Origin of the sequence: Mesorhizobium sp. M1A.F.Ca.ET.072.01.1.1 (assembly GCF_004023325.1) — a bacterium.
Lineage (GTDB): Bacteria > Pseudomonadota > Alphaproteobacteria > Rhizobiales > Rhizobiaceae > Mesorhizobium.
Window position 1 is genome coordinate 1 of record NZ_RZSF01000147.1, and the last position, 15,955, is coordinate 15,955.

Genomic DNA, 15,955 nt, shown 5'->3' on the forward strand with positions numbered 1-15,955 from the left:
ATGATGGTGAAGCCGCAGCGGCGGCAGGGCTCGGAGATCGTGAGCAGCAGATCGCCGATCGCGAGCTTGCGGCCGAGCCATTCCGTCTCCGGGAAGGAGCCTTCCACCGGCTCCATGTCGACGACGATGTTGGGGCGAAAGCGGCGCGAATCTGGCACGCCTTGCGGATGCAGCGCCTTCAGCCGCGCCAGCGAGGCGGTGGTGAGCAGATGGATCGGCGTCCTGCTGTATCGCTCGGCCGTGAGCGGGCCGGCATAGCCCGGCGCGTGCTCGCGGAAGTAAGGCCGGATCGAGGCGTCGAAACCAAGAAATCCGGAAAGAACCCGGTCGCTTTCCGGGTCGGGCGCCGGCAGCCAGTCGCCGCCGGGCACGGCCACTTCGAGCCGGCGGTCTTCGGTCAGCCGGGTGCGGATCAGCGGCACCTTGTGCCATTTCGGTCCGCGGTCCGGCCTGGCGATCTCGCCATCCGACGCATCGACCAGGCCGAACAGCCGGTCGCCGTCGACAGTCGAAGTGCCGACGGAGATGGCGTCCAGCCGCTCGCCGGCGAGCGAGCTCGCCGGATAGCGCCATAGCTGGCTGACGGTGCCGAGTGCGGCCTGCGCGTTCATCAGGCCCTTTTATTCTGCCGGTTGGCAACGAGATCGTCGACCACGGCGGGATCGGCGAGCGTCGAGGTGTCGCCGAGCGCGCCGTAATCGTCCTCGGCGATCTTGCGCAGGATGCGCCGCATGATCTTGCCCGAACGGGTCTTGGGCAGGCCCGGCGCGAACTGGATCTTGTCGGGCGTTGCGATGGCGCCGATCTCCTTGCGGACATGGGCGACAAGCTCCTTGCGCAGATCCTCGCTCGATGTCGTGCCGGACATCAGCGTGACGTAGCAGTAGATTCCCTGACCCTTGATATCGTGCGGATAGCCGACGACGGCGGCTTCCGAGACCTTGTCGTGGCTGACCAGCGCAGATTCAACTTCCGCCGTGCCCATGCGGTGGCCTGAAACGTTGATGACGTCGTCGACGCGGCCGGTGATCCAGTAGTAGCCGTCGGCGTCACGGCGGCAGCCGTCGCCGGTGAAGTATTTGTCCTTGTAAGTCGAGAAATAGGTCTGCACGAAACGGTCGTGATCGCCATAGACGGTGCGCATCTGGCCGGGCCAGGAATCGGTGATGCAGAGATTACCGTCGGCCGCGCCTTCCAGCACCTTGCCTTCGCCATCGACCAGCTGCGGCTTGACGCCGAAGAAGGGCCGTGTCGCCGAGCCGGCCTTAAGGTCGGTGGCGCCCGGCAGCGGCGTGATCAGGATGCCGCCGGTCTCGGTCTGCCACCATGTGTCGACGATCGGCACCTTGGCGTTGCCGACGACGTTGAAATACCACTCCCAGGCTTCCGGATTGATCGGCTCGCCGACCGTGCCCAGCACGCGCAGCGACTTGCGCGAGGTCTTCTTCACATGGGAATCGCCGGCGCCCATCAGGGCGCGCAGCGCCGTCGGCGCGGTGTAGAAGATGTTGACCTGGTGCTTGTCGACGACTTCCCAGAAGCGCGACTGCGACGGGTAGTTCGGCACGCCCTCGAACATCAGCGTTGTGGCGCCGTTGGCCAAAGGGCCATAGACGATGTAGCTGTGGCCGGTGACCCAGCCGACATCGGCGGTGCACCAGTAGATGTCGCCGTCATGGTAATCGAAGACATACTGGTGCGTCATCGAAACATAGACGAGATAGCCGGCGGTGGTGTGCAGCACGCCTTTCGGCTTGCCGGTTGAGCCCGATGTGTAGAGGATGAACAGCGGGTCCTCCGCCTTCATCTTCTCGGGTTTGCAGTCGGCCTTAACGGTCGCGGCCTCGTCATGGTACCAGACGTCGCGGCCCGGCACCCAGCCGGTCTTGCCGCCGGTGCGTCGCACCACCACCACTTTTTCCACCTTGGTGCCGGCCTTGGCGGCGATGTCGATGGCCTTGTCGGTGTTGTCCTTCAGCGCAATCGGCTTGCCGCCGCGCAGGCCCTCGTCGGCGGTGATGACGATGGTCGACTTGCAGTCGTCGATGCGGCCGGCCAGCGCATCGGGCGAGAAGCCGCCGAAGACGACCGAATGGATGGCGCCGATACGCGTGCAGGCAAGCATCGCGTAAGCCGTTTCGGGGATCATCGGCATGTAGATGGTAACGCGGTCGCCCTTCTTGACGCCGTGCTTCTTCAGCACATTGGCGAAGCGGCAGACATGCGCATAGAGCTCGTTGTAGGTGATCTTCCTGTCATCGTAAGGGTTGTCGCCTTCCCAGATGATGGCGGTCTGGTTGCCGCGCTTCTTCAGATGCCGGTCGATGCAGTTGTAGGAAACGTTGGTCTGGCCGTCCTCGAACCACTTGATCGAGACCTTGCCGTCGAAGGAAGTGTTCTTGACCTTGGTGAAGGGCTTGAACCAGTCGATGCGCTTGCCGTGCTTGCCCCAAAACTTGTCCGGGTTCTTCACGCTGTCGGCATACCATTTGAGATAGGTGTCGTTGTCGATCAGCGCGTTTTTCTTCCACGCCGGCTGGACGCGGTGGACATGGACATCGGACATTTTCTAGCTTTCCTCCGAAACCGTTCCGCCGGCTTGATGTGCCGACGGCATCACGGCGAAGCAGCCGTGAATTCGCGGCATTATTAACAGTTCCGCCGTGACGGCAATATTAGACGTTGGATTCGCGCGGCGGGATGACGCAGGGGCAAGTGCAAACGCCTGTCAGCACTCTCGCCCTAGGGCTGCTAACCGTCTGTTTTTCCGATGGAAAACTTGGGTCTGATGTGCGAAAATCAATAGACGGTTAAGCAACGAGGCGCAGAGTTTCGCGTTGGGAGGAAAGGAGAATCAACTGAGGACGGCAATGCGCCATCATCTCGAAATGGACTTGATGCTCAGCGGCTATGGGCTGACCACGGCCAAGATCCTTTATCACTTCCCAGACCATCCACATCTGCTGCAAAGCTATATCTGGCAGGATTACGACATCGCGCCGGAGTTTCCGGTGCTGATCCGCTTCATCGAATTCTGGAAGACCAAGCTCGACGGCCCGCTGCATTCGGTGACGTACACGCACCAGAAGCTGATCGCGCCGAACGAGTGGCGGAAAGTGGACGGGGAGTTCGTGCTGCACTGAGCGGCGCAGAGGTTCTCTGGACGTCGAACGTTTGGCGGAAACGCCCATCACTCGTTATCCCCGGGCTTGGTAGGAACGGCCCGGTTCGTTTCAAGCGCCGGCGGAAGCGTTATCGTTCGATTGTCGGGGTCGGCAACAAGATCGCTACCAGCGTCTCGAGGCGCTTAGCGACTGCCGAAGATCGCCGAGCCCAGCCTGACGCTGGTCGCGCCGAAGGCGATCGCGGTCTCGTAATCGCCGGACATTCCCATCGAGAGCATTGCGACGCCGGCCTCGCCAGCGATCTTTTCCAAAAGCGCGAAATGCGGACCGGGATTCTCGTCCGCCGGCGGGATGCACATGAGGCCCTCAATGGCGAGGCCGTGCACCTCGCGGCAGCGTTTGACGAAAGCGACGGCGTCGCGCGGCTCGATGCCGGCCTTCTGCGGCTCGGAGCCGGTGTTGACCTGCACATAGAGTTTGGGCGCCAGGCCTTGCCTGGCGGTCTCCTTGGCAAGCTCGGCGGCGATCTTCTCGCGATCGACGGTCTCGATGACATCGAAAAGCGCCACCGCTTCCTTCGTCTTGTTGGATTGCAGCGGCCCGATCAGGTGCAGCTCGATGTCGGGAAACGCCGCTTTCAGCGCCGGCCATTTACCTTGAGCTTCCTGCACGCGGTTCTCGCCGAAAACACGCTGGCCCGCCTCGATGACCGGGCGGATATCTTCGGCCGCGAAGGTCTTCGAGACCGCGACCAGCATGACGGCGCCGGGCTCACGCTTTGCCTCGCGTTCGGCGCTTGCGATCTTCGCCTTGACCGCGCGAAGCTGTTCGACGGGGCTCGTCATGTCCATATCCTGCCCATAGTTTTAGCACCAACGCCGGATCGCCACAGTTGACGGGTCTGGCAATCCATGGTGAACACCGCGACGACATTGTCTCGGCTGCCGGCCTTGCCCAGCGCCGCGCACCCGCTTTTAAGTGAAAAACATCTGATGGCAACCGAACGATACAATCCGCGCACGTCAGAGCCCAAATGGCAGAAGGCCTGGGCCGAAAAGAAGCTGTTCGAGGCCAGGAACGAGGACCCGAAGCCGAAATACTACGTGCTCGAGATGTTCCCTTATCCCTCAGGGAAGATCCATATCGGCCACACCCGCAACTATACGATGGGCGACGTCGTCGCGCGCTACAAGCGGGCCAAGGGCTTCAACGTGCTGCACCCGATGGGTTGGGACGCCTTCGGCATGCCGGCCGAGAACGCAGCGATGCAGAACAAGGTCCATCCCAAGGACTGGACCTACGAAAACATCGCCGTCATGCGCGAGCAGCTCAAGATGATGGGCCTGTCGCTCGACTGGGCGCGGGAGTTCGCCACATGCGACGTCGACTACTATCACCGCCAGCAGATGCTGTTCCTCGACTTCGTCGAGAAGGGGCTGGTGACGCGCAAATCCTCCAAGGTCAACTGGGACCCGGCAGACATGACGGTGCTCGCCAACGAGCAGGTCATCGACGGCCGCGGCTGGCGCTCGGGCGCGCTGGTCGAGCAGCGCGAGTTGACGCAGTGGTTCTTCAAGATCACCGATTTCGCGCAGGACCTGCTGGATTCGCTCGGCCGTCTCGACGAATGGCCGGAGAAGGTCAAGCTGATGCAGCACAACTGGATCGGCCGCTCCGAAGGGCTGCTGATCCGCTGGCCGCTCGCAGGTCCTGTTGGCGACATGCACGAGCTGGAAGTCTACACGACCAGGCCGGACACCATCTTCGGCGCCTCCTTCATGGCGGTCGCGGCGGATCATCCGCTGGCCAAACAAGCCGCCGAGAACAATCCGGCGCTGGCCAAGTTCATCGACGAGGTCCGCCATATGGGCACCTCGGTGGCGGCGCTTGAGACGGCCGAAAAGAAGGGTTTCGATACCGGCATCCGCGTCGTCCATCCTTTCGACGACAGCTGGACGCTGCCTGTCTACGTCGCGAATTTCGTGCTGATGGAGTATGGCACGGGCGCCATCTTCGGCTGCCCGTCGGGCGATCAGCGCGACCTCGACTTCGCCAACAAATACGGCCTGCCGGTAGTCCCGGTAGTGATGCCGGAAGACGGCGACGCAAAAAGCTTCCAGATCACCGAGGAGGCCTATGTCGACGACGGCGTGATGATCAATTCGCGCTTCCTCGACGGCATGAAGCCGCAGCGCGCGTTCGACGAGGTGGCGAAGCTGCTCGAACAGAGGACGATCGGCGGCCGGCCGATGGCAGAGCGCAAGGTGAATTTCCGCCTGCGCGATTGGGGCATCTCGCGCCAGCGCTACTGGGGCTGCCCGATCCCGATGATCCACTGCGAGGCCTGCGGCGTGGTGCCGGTGCCGAAGGCCGATCTGCCGGTGAAACTGCCTGACGACATCGAGTTCGACCGTCCGGGCAATCCGCTCGATCGGCATCCGACATGGCGTCACGTGAAATGCCCGCAATGCGGGCGCGACGCGCGGCGCGAGACCGACACGATGGATACGTTCGTCGATTCGTCGTGGTATTTCGCGCGCTTCACCGCCCCCTGGGCAAACGAGCCGACCGAGCCGAAGGCGGCGGACGAGTGGCTGGCGGTGGACCAGTATATCGGCGGCATCGAGCACGCGATCCTGCATCTGCTCTATTCGCGCTTCTTCACGCGTGCCATGCGCGAGACCGGCCATTTGAACCTCGCCGAGCCGTTCAAGGGCCTGTTCACGCAAGGCATGGTGGTGCACGAGACCTACCGCGTCGGCGGTCCGTCGACAAATGGGCGCTGGCTGTCGCCGAGCGAGGTCAGGATCGAGGATGCCGGCAGCAAGCGCCGCGCCATCGAGATCGCGACCGGCGAGGAAGCGACGATCGGCGCGCTCGAGAAGATGTCGAAATCGAAGAAGAACACGGTGAGTCCGGAGGAGATCACCGACGGCTACGGGGCCGATACCGCGCGCTGGTTCATGCTGTCGGACTCGCCGCCGGAGCGCGACGTCGAATGGACCGACGAAGGTGCCGCCGGCGCGCATCGCTTCGTGCAGCGCGTCTGGCGCCTGGTGCAGATCGCGGCCGAACAGCTTGCCGACGTGAAGCCGGCCGCGGCGAGCGAAGGCGAGGCAGGTGCCGTTTCCAAGGCCGCGCACAAGATCCTGAAGGCGATCGGCGAGGACATCGAGAAGCTCGGCTTCAACCGGGCTATCGCCCGCATCTACGAGCTTGCCAATGCGCTGGCCGTGCCGCTCAACGACGTCGCCGAAGGCAAGGCTGACGCGGCGCTGAAGGGCGCCTGCCGCGAGGCCGTCGAGATCCTGGTGCATGTGATCGCGCCGGTGATGCCGCATCTGGCCGAGGAATGCTGGGAGGCGTTGGGCGGCACCGAGATGGTCGCCGAACGGCCGTGGCCTGCCTACGATCCGGCCCTGGTCGTCGACAACGAGATCATGCTGCCGGTGCAGGTCAACGGCAAGAAGCGCGGGGATTTGACAATTGCCCGCGACGCGGATCAAGGTGCCGTCGAAAAAGCGGTGCTGGCTCTCGACTTCGTGCAGAAAGCGCTCGATGGTAAAGCCCCGCGCAAGGTGATCATCGTCCCGCAGAGGATCGTCAATGTCGTTGCCTGATCCGGAAAAGTCACAGGCGGCGCGTCTTCTGCGCCGCGCTGCTCTCAGCGGCCTGGTCGCCTCGCTGGCACTGGTCTCCGCCTGCACGGTGCGGCCGCTCTATTCCAGCGCGCCGCTCACCGCCGGCTCGCAGGTCGGGGCCGCCGCCGAGTTGGCCTCGATCTCGATCAAGCCGGTCAGCACCCGCCCTGCACAGCAGGTGCGCAACAACCTGATCTTCGCTTTCGGCCAGGGCTCGGGCGAGCCGGCATCGCCTGCCTATACGCTCGACCTCGGCGTCACCGAGCTTGTCGAGTCGGCGGCCATCGTTCAGGTGCAGACCGAAGAGGACGAGCCGACGGCGGGCACCGTGACCCTCACCGCCAATTATGTGCTCAGAGACGCCGCGACCGGCACTGTGGTCGCGCTCGGCAAGCGCTCGATTCCTTCCTCCTTCGACCGGCCGCGCCAGGAGTTTGCGGCCTACCGGGCGCAGATCGATGCCGAGAACCGCGCCGCCCGCGAGCTCGCCGATCTGCTAAGGCTGGCGATCGCCCAGGACCTGGCCAAGAATGGCAAGAAGGCCTGAGCTGGTCTCTGGGCGCCGCCGCGCTATTCCCCTATTCGAGGCAATAAAAAAGGCCAGGTTACCCCCGGCCTTTTGTTGTCTGCTCTCCGGCCTCAGCCAATCTTCTGGCCGGTCTTGGCCCAATCGGCGAGGAAGGCGGCGAGGCCCTTGTCGGTGAGCGGATGGTTGACCAGCGCCTTCAACGTCGCCGGCGGCGCGGTCACGATATCGGCGCCGATCAAAGCCGCCTGCTTGACGTGGTTCACCGTACGCACGGAAGCGGTCAGGATCTCGGTCTTGAAATCGTAATTGTCGTAGATGGTGCGGATTTCCGAGATCAGCTCCATGCCGTCCGAGCCGGTGTCGTCGATGCGGCCGACGAAGGGCGAGATGAAGGAGGCGCCGGCCTTGGCGGCAAGCAGCGCCTGGTTGGCCGAGAAGCAGAGCGTGACGTTGACCATGCGGTTCATCTCGGTGCGGATCGTCTTGCAGGCCCTTAGCCCATCCAGCGTCAGCGGCACCTTGATGGCCACATTCGGCGCGATCTTGGCCAGCACCTCGGCCTCGGCCATCATCTCCTTGTACTCGGTCGCCACGACCTCGGCCGAGACCGGGCCTTCGACAATGTCGCAGATCTGCTTGGTGACCTCGGCGATCTTGCCGCCCGATTTCAGGATCAGCGACGGGTTGGTGGTGACGCCATCGAGCAGCCCCAGATCGTGCAGATCCTTAATTTCCTTGATGTCAGCGGTGTCGACAAAAAACTTCATGGCTGTCTCCTTGGGGATTGCCTGACGCCGGCCAGGCAGATGCGGGGGTCCCCTTTGATCTAGAGCAAAGTCGGGGCAAGGTCACGCCCGATGATCGAAGATTCGCCCTTTGTCGCGGCCGCGCCGGTGCTGGTGCCGATGCCGGCCGAACGGCCCTACACATATGCCGTGCCGCCAGGCATGCGCGTGGTGCCGGGCTCGATCGTGCGCGTGCCGCTGGGGCCGCGGCAGGTGGCCGGCATCGTCTGGGACGCCGTCGTCGAATCCGTCGATCCGAAAAAGCTGCGGCCGATCGAGGAGGTCTTCGACTGCCCGCCGATCGACAAGGCCATGCGCCGTTTCGTCGACTGGATCGCCCAATACACGCTGTCGGCGCCCGGCATGGTGGCGCGGATGTTGTTGAGGGCGCCGGAAGCTTTCGACCCGGAGCCGTGGATCGAAGGCCTGCAGCGCACGCTTGCCGAGCCCGACCGGTTGACCGATGCGCGACGCCGCGTTTTGGAAACGGCCGAAGGCGGGCTTGCCTGGACGCGCTCCGGTCTCGCCCATGCTGCGGGTGTCTCCTCGACCGTCATCGATGGCTTGAGGGCACAAGGCGTGTTCGAGACGGTGATGATCCCGCCAAGGCCGGTGGTCGCCGCACCCGATCTCGGCCATGCCGTGCCGGAATTGATGCCGGACCAGAAGGCGGCGGCCGAGAAGCTGCGCGCGGCGATCGCCGCTGACGCCTTCAACGTCGCCCTGCTCGACGGCGTCACCGGATCGGGCAAGACGGAAGTCTATTTCGAGGCGGTGGCGGCGGCGCTCGACAAGGGCAAGCAGGTGCTGATCCTGCTGCCGGAGATCGCGCTGACGCACGCTTTCCTCGAACGCTTCCAGGACCGCTTCGGCGCCAAACCGGCGGAGTGGCATTCGGACCTGCCGCCCCGGATGCGCGAACGCGTCTGGCGGCAGGTGGCGGAGGGCGGCGTGCGCGTCGTCGCCGGGGCGCGTTCGGCGCTGTTCTTGCCGTTCAAGGAGCTAGGCCTGATCGTCGTCGACGAGGAGCATGACCCGGCCTACAAGCAGGAAGACCGCGTCTTCTACAATGCGCGCGACATGGCGGTGGTGCGCGGCCATATCGGCGCTTTCCCGGTCGTGCTCGCCTCGGCGACGCCGTCGGTCGAGAGCCGGGTCAACGCCAGCCAGGGCCGCTATCACCGCGCGGTGCTGTCGGCGCGTTTTGCCGAGGCAGCGCTCCCCGACCTGAAATCGATCGACATGCGGCGCGCGGCGCCTGCGCGCGGCGGTTTTCTGTCGCCTCTCCTTCTGGAGCAGATGGAGCGCACGCTGGAGAGACAAGAGCAGTCGCTGCTCTTCCTCAACCGGCGCGGCTATGCGCCGCTGACGCTCTGCCGCGTCTGCGGCCATCGCTTCGGCTGCCCGGTCTGCTCGGCCTGGCTGGTCGAGCATCGCTTTCGCGGCCAGCTCGTTTGCCATCATTGCGGCCACAATGAGCGGCGGCCGGAGGCCTGCCCGGAATGCGGCACGCTCGATCATCTGGTCGCCTGCGGGCCGGGCGTCGAGCGCATCGCCGAGGAAGTGGTGGCGCATTTCCCGGAAGCCCGCACGATCGTATTGTCGTCCGATCTCTTGGGCGGCGTGCGCCGGCTGCGGCTCGAGCTCGAGGCCGTCGCCAATGGCGAGGCCGATATCGTCATCGGCACGCAGCTCGTCGCCAAGGGTCACAACTTCCCCGGCATGACGCTGGTCGGCGTGGTCGACGCCGACCTCGGCCTCGCCAATGGCGATCCGCGCGCCGCCGAGCGCACCTTCCAGCTGCTCAGCCAGGTGACCGGGCGCGCGGGCCGCACCGGCAAGAAGAGCCTCGGCCTGCTGCAGACCTACCAGCCCGACCATCCGGTGATGCGGGCGATCGTCTCCGGCGATTCGGAAGCCTTTTACGAGCGCGAAATCGCGGAGCGGGAGCGCGCCGCGCTGCCACCGTTCGGCCGGCTCGCCGGCATCATCGTCAGTGCCGCGACACGCGCCGAGGCCGAAACCCATGCGCGGGGCTTGCGGCGCGCGGCACCTACAGCCTCCGATCTCTTCGTGCTCGGACCGGCCGAGGCGCCGCTGTCGCTGATCGGCGGCCGCCACCGCTTCCGCTTGCTTGTCCAGGGCGGGCGGCGCGCGGACATGCAAGGGTTTATTCGAGCCATGCTGGCGGAGGGGCCGAAGCTGCGCGGCTCCGTCAGGGTGCAGGTCGACATCGACCCGCAGAGCTTCCTATAAGCGAGAAAGACTGCCCCAACGGAGTGCTCGCTTTATGAAAACCCTCGGCCTTATCGGCGGCATGAGCTGGGAATCGACGGCGATCTACTACCGACTGCTCAACGAGATCGTGCGCGAGCGGCTGGGCGGGCTGCATTCGGCGAAGCTGCTCCTGTGGTCGTTCGACTTCGCCGAGATCGCCGAACGCCAGCATGCCGGCGACTGGGACGGCGCCGGCGTCCTTCTGGTGAAAGCCGCGCGAAAGCTGGAGGCCGGCGGCGCCGAGGGCCTGGTGATCTGCACCAACACCATGCACAAACTCGCCGACACGGTGCAGGCGGCCATCTCGATTCCGCTCATCCATATCGCCGACGCAACTGGACACGCTGTTGTCGCCGCAGGCGTGAAGCGGCCGGCGCTGCTAGCGACACGCTTCACCATGGAGCAGGATTTCTACAAAGGACGGCTCGCCGACAAATACGGCCTGCAGCCGGTCGTGCCCGGCCAGGCCGGCCGCGACATGGTGCACCGGATTATCTATGATGAGCTCTGCCAGGGTATCGTCAAAGCCGACTCGAAGTCCGCTTATGTCGAGGAAGTCGGCCGTCTGCGGCGCGACGAAAAGATCGACGGCCTCATCATGGGCTGCACCGAGATCACCATGCTGATCGGCCAGGGCGATTTCGACATGCCGGTGTTCGACACCACGCGCATCCATGCCGAGGCAGCGATCGAGTTCGCATTGTCCTGATCGGGCGCTCTTCTGACGCTTCTTCTCTTGCGTCTTTTCAAATGTGCCGGCCGCCATCTGGCGCGCGGATTTTCCTCGGCTAGAATGCCGGCAATTTCAGAACAAGACTTTCCGAGGGGGATCAGATGGAGTTCGCGTTTCCGTGGCCGGCGAGCCAGGGCGAGTGGCTGGCATGGTCGAGCGCCGTCGTGACGCTGCTCATCGGCCTCGTCCTGTTCCTGGCGCCGAACCTCGCCTTCCGCATCCTGCGCCTGCAAGCGAAGCCGGAGAAAGCGGCGGCGATCGCCGAAGGGCGCGGCCGCATGTCGGGCTTCTACCTCGGCGTCAGCCTGTGCTGCATCCTGCTCGCGCAGCCGCTGCTCTATATGGCGCTCGGCTTCTCATGGCTGTTCACGGCTTTCGGCCGGCTTTTGTCGATGATGTCGGACGGCGCCAACACACCTTTCAACTGGGCTTCCATCGTGGTTGAATTGGCCCTGGCGGCGCTGCCGCTTGCCTTCGCCTTCGGCTTCGTGCCGTGAATTCGTGACTAATCCGCCGCTCAGGCTCGGCCTTCGCCGCCTGATGCGACAAAAGTGCCTGAAAACCATGCCGGACGATGCATTGCGGTCTCAAAAGGCCTGTGCTAGACGGCAATCGACTTTCGGCCGGGGATAGCGGAAGCCATCCCTCCGTGCTTGGAAAAATCGCAGTAAGGTCAAAGATTTAGCCAGAGTTTTCGCTCGCGCCAACAATCTGCGGCCTGTCAGACAAGAGAAAAGACGGTCCGTGGCCCAATCGTCATCGCCAATCTCAGCTGTCGCAGAGCGCTATGCAAGCTCGCTGTTCGAGCTCGCGCTGCAGGAAAATTCGGTCGCCCAGGTCGAGGCCGACCTCAACGATTTCGAGGCGATGCTCAACGGCAGCGCCGACCTTGCCCGGCTCATCAACAGTCCGGTGTTCTCCAGCGACGATCAGGCCAAGGCGATCGGCGCGATCATCTCTAGAGCCAACATCACCGGCCTCGTCGGCAATTTCCTGCGCGTCGTCGCCCGCAACCGCCGCCTGTTCGCCGTGCCCGGCATGATCAAGGCGTTCCGCCAGATTGCCGCCGACCACCGCGGCGAGGCGTCCGCCGAAGTCACCTCCGCGCATGCGCTGACGGATGCGCAGCAGGCCGAACTCAAGGCGACGCTGACCGGCATCGCCGGCAAGGACGTGGCCATCGCCATGACCGTCGACCCGTCGCTGCTCGGCGGCTTGATCGTCAAGATGGGCTCGCGCCAGATCGATACGTCGCTCAAAACCAAACTCAATTCGCTCAAGCTTGCACTGAAAGAGGTCGGCTGATGGACATCCGCGCCGCGGAAATTTCCGCAATTCTGAAAGACCAGATCAAGAATTTCGGCAAGGAGGCCGAGGTCTCCGAAGTCGGCCAGGTTCTGTCCGTCGGTGACGGCATTGCCCGCGTCTACGGGCTCGACAACGTCCAGGCGGGCGAGATGGTCGAATTCCCGGGCGGCATCCGCGGCATGGCGCTGAACCTCGAAACCGACAATGTCGGCGTCGTCATCTTCGGCAACGACCGTGACATCAAGGAAGGCGACACCGTCAAGCGCACCGGCGCCATCGTCGATGTTCCGGTCGGTCCCGGCCTGCTCGGCCGCGTGGTCGACGCGCTCGGCAATCCGATCGACGGCAAGGGCCCGATCCAGGCGACCGAACGCCGCCGCGTCGACGTCAAGGCGCCCGGCATCATTCCGCGCAAGTCGGTGCATGAGCCGATGTCGACCGGCCTCAAGGCCATCGACGCGCTGATCCCGGTCGGCCGCGGTCAGCGCGAGCTGGTCATCGGCGACCGTCAGACCGGTAAGACCGCCATCATCCTCGACACGATGCTGAACCAGAAGTCGGTGCACGACAACGGCCCGGAGAAGGAGAAGCTCTACTGCGTCTACGTCGCCGTCGGCCAGAAGCGCTCGACCGTCGCGCAGTTCGTCAAGGTGCTCGAGGAGCGCGGCGCGCTCGACTACTCCATCATCATCGCCGCCACCGCGTCGGATCCGGCGCCGATGCAGTTCCTGGCGCCGTTCGCCGGCTGCACCATGGGCGAATATTTCCGCGACAACGGCATGCATGCCCTCATCAGCTATGACGACCTGTCGAAGCAGGCCGTCGCCTACCGCCAGATGTCGCTGCTGCTGCGCCGCCCGCCGGGTCGCGAAGCCTATCCGGGCGACGTGTTCTATCTGCATTCGCGCCTGCTGGAGCGCGCCGCGAAGCTCAATGACGATAATGGCAACGGCTCGCTGACCGCGCTGCCGATCATCGAGACGCAGGCCAACGACGTGTCGGCCTACATCCCGACCAACGTGATCTCGATCACCGACGGCCAGATCTTCCTCGAGACCAACCTCTTCTTCCAGGGCATCCGCCCGGCGGTGAACGTCGGTCTGTCGGTGTCGCGCGTCGGCTCCTCGGCGCAGGTCAAGGCGATGAAGCAGGTCGCCGGCTCGATCAAGGGCGAGCTCGCGCAGTACCGCGAAATGGCGGCCTTCGCGCAGTTCGGCTCCGACCTCGACGCCGCCACCCAGCGTCTGCTCAATCGCGGTTCGCGCCTGACGGAGCTCCTGAAGCAGCCGCAGTTCTCGCCGCTCAAGACCGAAGAGCAGGTCGCGGTGATCTTCGCCGGCGTCAATGGCTATCTCGACAAGCTGGCGCTGAACCAGGTCGGCAAGTTCGAGCATGGCCTGCTCAGCCACATGCGCTCGGCCGGCAAGGACGTGCTCGACGGCATCCGCAAGGAGAAGGCGCTGTCGGACGACCTGCGCAGCAAGCTCAAGGCCGAGATCGACGCCTTCGCCAAGACCTTCGCTTAACGAGCAGCCGGACGCACGGGATCAGGTTTGAAGCATGCCTTCATTAAAAGACCTTCGTAACCGTATCGCCTCGGTCAAGGCGACGCAGAAGATCACCAAGGCGATGCAGATGGTCGCCGCGGCGAAGCTGCGTCGCGCGCAGGAAGCGGCGGAAGCGGCGCGTCCCTATTCCGAGCGGATGGGGGCGGTGCTGGCCAACATCACCCAGGCGATCGGCGGCGGCGGCGATGCCCCGGCGCTGATGACCGGCACCGGCAGGGACGACGTGCATCTGCTCATCGTCTGCACCGCCGAGCGCGGACTGTGCGGCGGCTTCAATTCCCAGATCGCGCGCCTGGCCCGCGAGCATATTCGTAAGCTTCTCGCCGACGGCAAGCAGGTCAAGATCATCTGCGTCGGCAAGAAGGGTTTTGACATCCTGCGCCGCGAGTACGGCTCGCTGATCCTCGAGCGCGTCGACCTGCGCGAGGTCAAGACGCTCGGCTTCGTCAATGCCGATGCGATCGCGCGCAAGGTGATCAACCTGTTCAACCAGGGCGGCTTCGACGTCTGCACGCTGTTCTATTCGCAGTTCAAGTCGGTGATCAGCCAGATTCCGACGGCGCAGCAGATCATCCCGGCGGCCCCGGCTTCCGCCGCTGCCGAGACGAGCAACGGCGCCACGGCCGTCTACGAATACGAGCCGGAGCCGGGCGAGATCCTCTCCGACCTCATCCCGCGCAACATCGCGGTGCAGATCTTCCGCGCGCTGCTGGAAAACGCGGCTGGCGAGATGGGCGCCAAGATGAGCGCGATGGACAATGCGACGCGCAACGCCGGCGACATGATCAACAGGCTGTCGATCACCTACAATCGCCAGCGGCAGGCGCAGATCACCAAGGAACTCATCGAAATCATTTCGGGCGCCGAGGCGCTCTAGGCGCGCCCCGCCGCCGAGGCCATCGACCTCGCGGCAGAAGGCGTGAGCAACAGACAGACGAAAAGGGCAAAGACGATGGCGAAAGCAGCTACCCCGAAGACCGCCGCCAAGGCGGCACCGGCCCCCAAGGCGGCAAAGGCTCCGGCAGCAGCCGCGAATGCCGCTCCGGCCAAGAAGGCGGCCGCTCCGGCCAAGGCAGCGGCTCCGGCTAAGGCGGCCAGCGTTGCGGCGAAGCGGGTCGGCGCCGCAGGCAAGGTGCGCCAGGTCATCGGCGCCGTCGTCGACGTCCAGTTCGAAGATCATCTCCCGGCCATTCTGAATGCGCTGGAAACCGACAATGTCGGCAACCGCCTCGTCCTCGAAGTCGCCCAGCATCTCGGCGAGAACACCGTGCGCTGCATCGCCATGGACTCGACCGAAGGTCTCGTGCGCGGCCAGGATGTCTATGACACCGGCGGACCGATTTCGGTGCCGGTCGGCCCGGGCATGCTCGGCCGCATCATCAACGTCATCGGCGAACCGGTCGACGAGGCCGGCCCGGTCGACGCCGTCGAAATGCGCGCCATCCACCAGCCGGCTCCGGCCTATGTCGACCAGTCGACGGAAGCGCAGATCCTGGTCACCGGCATCAAGGTCCTTGACCTGCTGGCGCCTTATGCCCGCGGCGGCAAGATCGGCCTGTTCGGCGGCGCCGGCGTCGGCAAGACCGTGCTGATCCAGGAACTTATCAACAACGTCGCCAAGGCCCACGGTGGCTTCTCGGTGTTCGCCGGCGTCGGCGAACGCACCCGCGAAGGCAACGACCTCTATCACGAGTTCATCGAATCGGGCGTCAACAAGAAGGGCGGCGGCCAGGGTTCCAAGGCCGCGCTGGTCTACGGCCAGATGAACGAGCCGCCGGGCGCGCGCGCCCGCGTCGGCCTGACCGGCCTCACCGTCGCCGAGTATTTCCGCGACCAGGGCCAGGACGTGCTGTTCTTCGTCGACAACATCTTCCGCTTCACCCAGGCCGGATCGGAAGTGTCGGCGCTGCTCGGCCGCATCCCCTCGGCCGTGGGCTATCAGCCGACGCTCGCCACCGACATGGGCGCGCTGCAGGAGCGCATCACGAC

Annotated in this window: 14 protein-coding genes; 10 read left to right on the forward strand and 4 right to left on the reverse strand. The window is 64.6% G+C overall.

What is annotated here, in order from left to right:
• Together EOA32_RS20010 and acs are read right to left on the reverse strand one after the other, a co-directional pair.
• Nucleotides 1-611, reverse strand: a 611-nt coding sequence (locus tag EOA32_RS20010; protein WP_128372651.1) for an MOSC N-terminal beta barrel domain-containing protein, incomplete at its 3' end; no start/stop codon positions are given.
• Nucleotides 611-2,566 carry an acetate--CoA ligase gene (acs, locus tag EOA32_RS20015; RefSeq protein ID WP_128372652.1) on the reverse strand — a complete coding sequence of 652 codons (1,956 nt, stop codon included), beginning with the start codon at nt 2,564-2,566 and terminating at the stop codon, nt 611-613. The genes acs and EOA32_RS20010, both read right to left, overlap by 1 nt.
• A 304-nt stretch (nt 2,567-2,870) precedes the next feature.
• Between acs and EOA32_RS20020 the strand changes: the two genes are divergently transcribed.
• On the forward strand, nt 2,871-3,143 hold the full coding sequence (locus EOA32_RS20020; RefSeq protein ID WP_067001506.1) for an aspartate-semialdehyde dehydrogenase: 273 nt from the start codon (nt 2,871-2,873) through the stop codon (nt 3,141-3,143).
• Between the two features lie 164 nt (nt 3,144-3,307).
• On the opposite strand, the gene EOA32_RS20025 is transcribed toward EOA32_RS20020, so the two are convergent.
• Nucleotides 3,308-3,970: a YggS family pyridoxal phosphate-dependent enzyme gene (locus EOA32_RS20025; RefSeq protein WP_095827576.1), complete on the reverse strand. Its 663-nt coding sequence runs from the start codon at nt 3,968-3,970 to the stop codon at nt 3,308-3,310.
• Between the two features lie 147 nt (nt 3,971-4,117).
• On the opposite strand from EOA32_RS20025, the gene leuS reads away from it, so the two are divergent.
• Nucleotides 4,118-6,745 (forward strand): leucine--tRNA ligase, encoded by a 2,628-nt coding sequence (gene leuS / locus EOA32_RS20030; protein WP_128372653.1) that lies wholly within the window; start codon nt 4,118-4,120, stop codon nt 6,743-6,745.
• Nucleotides 6,732-7,313, forward strand: coding sequence for an LPS assembly lipoprotein LptE (gene lptE / locus EOA32_RS20035; RefSeq protein ID WP_067001511.1), 582 nt, complete (start codon nt 6,732-6,734; stop codon nt 7,311-7,313). The genes leuS and lptE overlap by 14 nt, the downstream gene beginning before the upstream one ends.
• 92 nt (nt 7,314-7,405) lie before the next feature.
• On the opposite strand, the gene fsa is transcribed toward lptE, so the two are convergent.
• Nucleotides 7,406-8,062, reverse strand: a complete 657-nt coding sequence (gene fsa / locus EOA32_RS20040; RefSeq protein ID WP_128372654.1) for a fructose-6-phosphate aldolase — start codon at nt 8,060-8,062, stop codon at nt 7,406-7,408.
• A 90-nt stretch (nt 8,063-8,152) separates the two neighbouring features.
• On the opposite strand from fsa, the gene EOA32_RS20045 reads away from it, so the two are divergent.
• The 7 genes from EOA32_RS20045 to atpD all read left to right on the forward strand — a co-directional run.
• A complete protein-coding gene (locus EOA32_RS20045; RefSeq protein WP_128372655.1) occupies nt 8,153-10,336 on the forward strand; it encodes a primosomal protein N' in 2,184 nt (727 codons plus the stop codon).
• Between the two features lie 34 nt (nt 10,337-10,370).
• Nucleotides 10,371-11,066 carry an aspartate/glutamate racemase family protein gene (locus tag EOA32_RS20050; RefSeq protein WP_128372656.1) on the forward strand — a complete coding sequence of 232 codons (696 nt, stop codon included), beginning with the start codon at nt 10,371-10,373 and terminating at the stop codon, nt 11,064-11,066.
• 125 nt (nt 11,067-11,191) lie between these two features.
• Nucleotides 11,192-11,587: a DUF4345 family protein gene (locus EOA32_RS20055; protein WP_067324963.1), complete on the forward strand. Its 396-nt coding sequence runs from the start codon at nt 11,192-11,194 to the stop codon at nt 11,585-11,587.
• Between the two features lie 247 nt (nt 11,588-11,834).
• Complete coding sequence (locus tag EOA32_RS20060) at nt 11,835-12,395, forward strand: F0F1 ATP synthase subunit delta (protein ID WP_067324965.1); 561 nt, start codon at nt 11,835-11,837, stop codon at nt 12,393-12,395.
• Nucleotides 12,395-13,924, forward strand: a complete 1,530-nt coding sequence (gene atpA / locus EOA32_RS20065; RefSeq protein WP_128372657.1) for a F0F1 ATP synthase subunit alpha — start codon at nt 12,395-12,397, stop codon at nt 13,922-13,924. Before EOA32_RS20060 ends, atpA begins: the two co-directional genes overlap by 1 nt.
• A gap of 34 nt (nt 13,925-13,958) precedes the next feature.
• Nucleotides 13,959-14,843: a F0F1 ATP synthase subunit gamma gene (locus tag EOA32_RS20070; RefSeq protein WP_067001531.1), complete on the forward strand. Its 885-nt coding sequence runs from the start codon at nt 13,959-13,961 to the stop codon at nt 14,841-14,843.
• Between the two features lie 75 nt (nt 14,844-14,918).
• A partial coding sequence (gene atpD / locus EOA32_RS20075) for a F0F1 ATP synthase subunit beta (RefSeq protein WP_189407265.1) occupies nt 14,919-15,955 on the forward strand: 1,037 nt, incomplete at its 3' end.

Excerpts from the sequence above, each read along its gene's own strand:
- EOA32_RS20050 (WP_128372656.1), top strand. The coding sequence starts at position 10,371 with ATGAAAACCCTCGGCCTTATCGGCGGCATGAGCTGGGAATCGACGGCG.
- fsa (WP_128372654.1), bottom strand. The coding sequence starts at position 8,062 with ATGAAGTTTTTTGTCGACACCGCTGACATCAAGGAAATTAAGGATCTG.
- EOA32_RS20020 (WP_067001506.1), top strand. The coding sequence starts at position 2,871 with ATGCGCCATCATCTCGAAATGGACTTGATGCTCAGCGGCTATGGGCTG.
- leuS (WP_128372653.1), top strand. The coding sequence starts at position 4,118 with ATGGCAACCGAACGATACAATCCGCGCACGTCAGAGCCCAAATGGCAG.
- EOA32_RS20025 (WP_095827576.1), bottom strand. The coding sequence starts at position 3,970 with ATGACGAGCCCCGTCGAACAGCTTCGCGCGGTCAAGGCGAAGATCGCA.
- EOA32_RS20055 (WP_067324963.1), top strand. The coding sequence starts at position 11,192 with ATGGAGTTCGCGTTTCCGTGGCCGGCGAGCCAGGGCGAGTGGCTGGCA.
- lptE (WP_067001511.1), top strand. The coding sequence starts at position 6,732 with ATGTCGTTGCCTGATCCGGAAAAGTCACAGGCGGCGCGTCTTCTGCGC.
- EOA32_RS20070 (WP_067001531.1), top strand. The coding sequence starts at position 13,959 with ATGCCTTCATTAAAAGACCTTCGTAACCGTATCGCCTCGGTCAAGGCG.
- atpA (WP_128372657.1), top strand. The coding sequence starts at position 12,395 with ATGGACATCCGCGCCGCGGAAATTTCCGCAATTCTGAAAGACCAGATC.
- EOA32_RS20045 (WP_128372655.1), top strand. The coding sequence starts at position 8,153 with ATGATCGAAGATTCGCCCTTTGTCGCGGCCGCGCCGGTGCTGGTGCCG.
- acs (WP_128372652.1), bottom strand. The coding sequence starts at position 2,566 with ATGTCCGATGTCCATGTCCACCGCGTCCAGCCGGCGTGGAAGAAAAAC.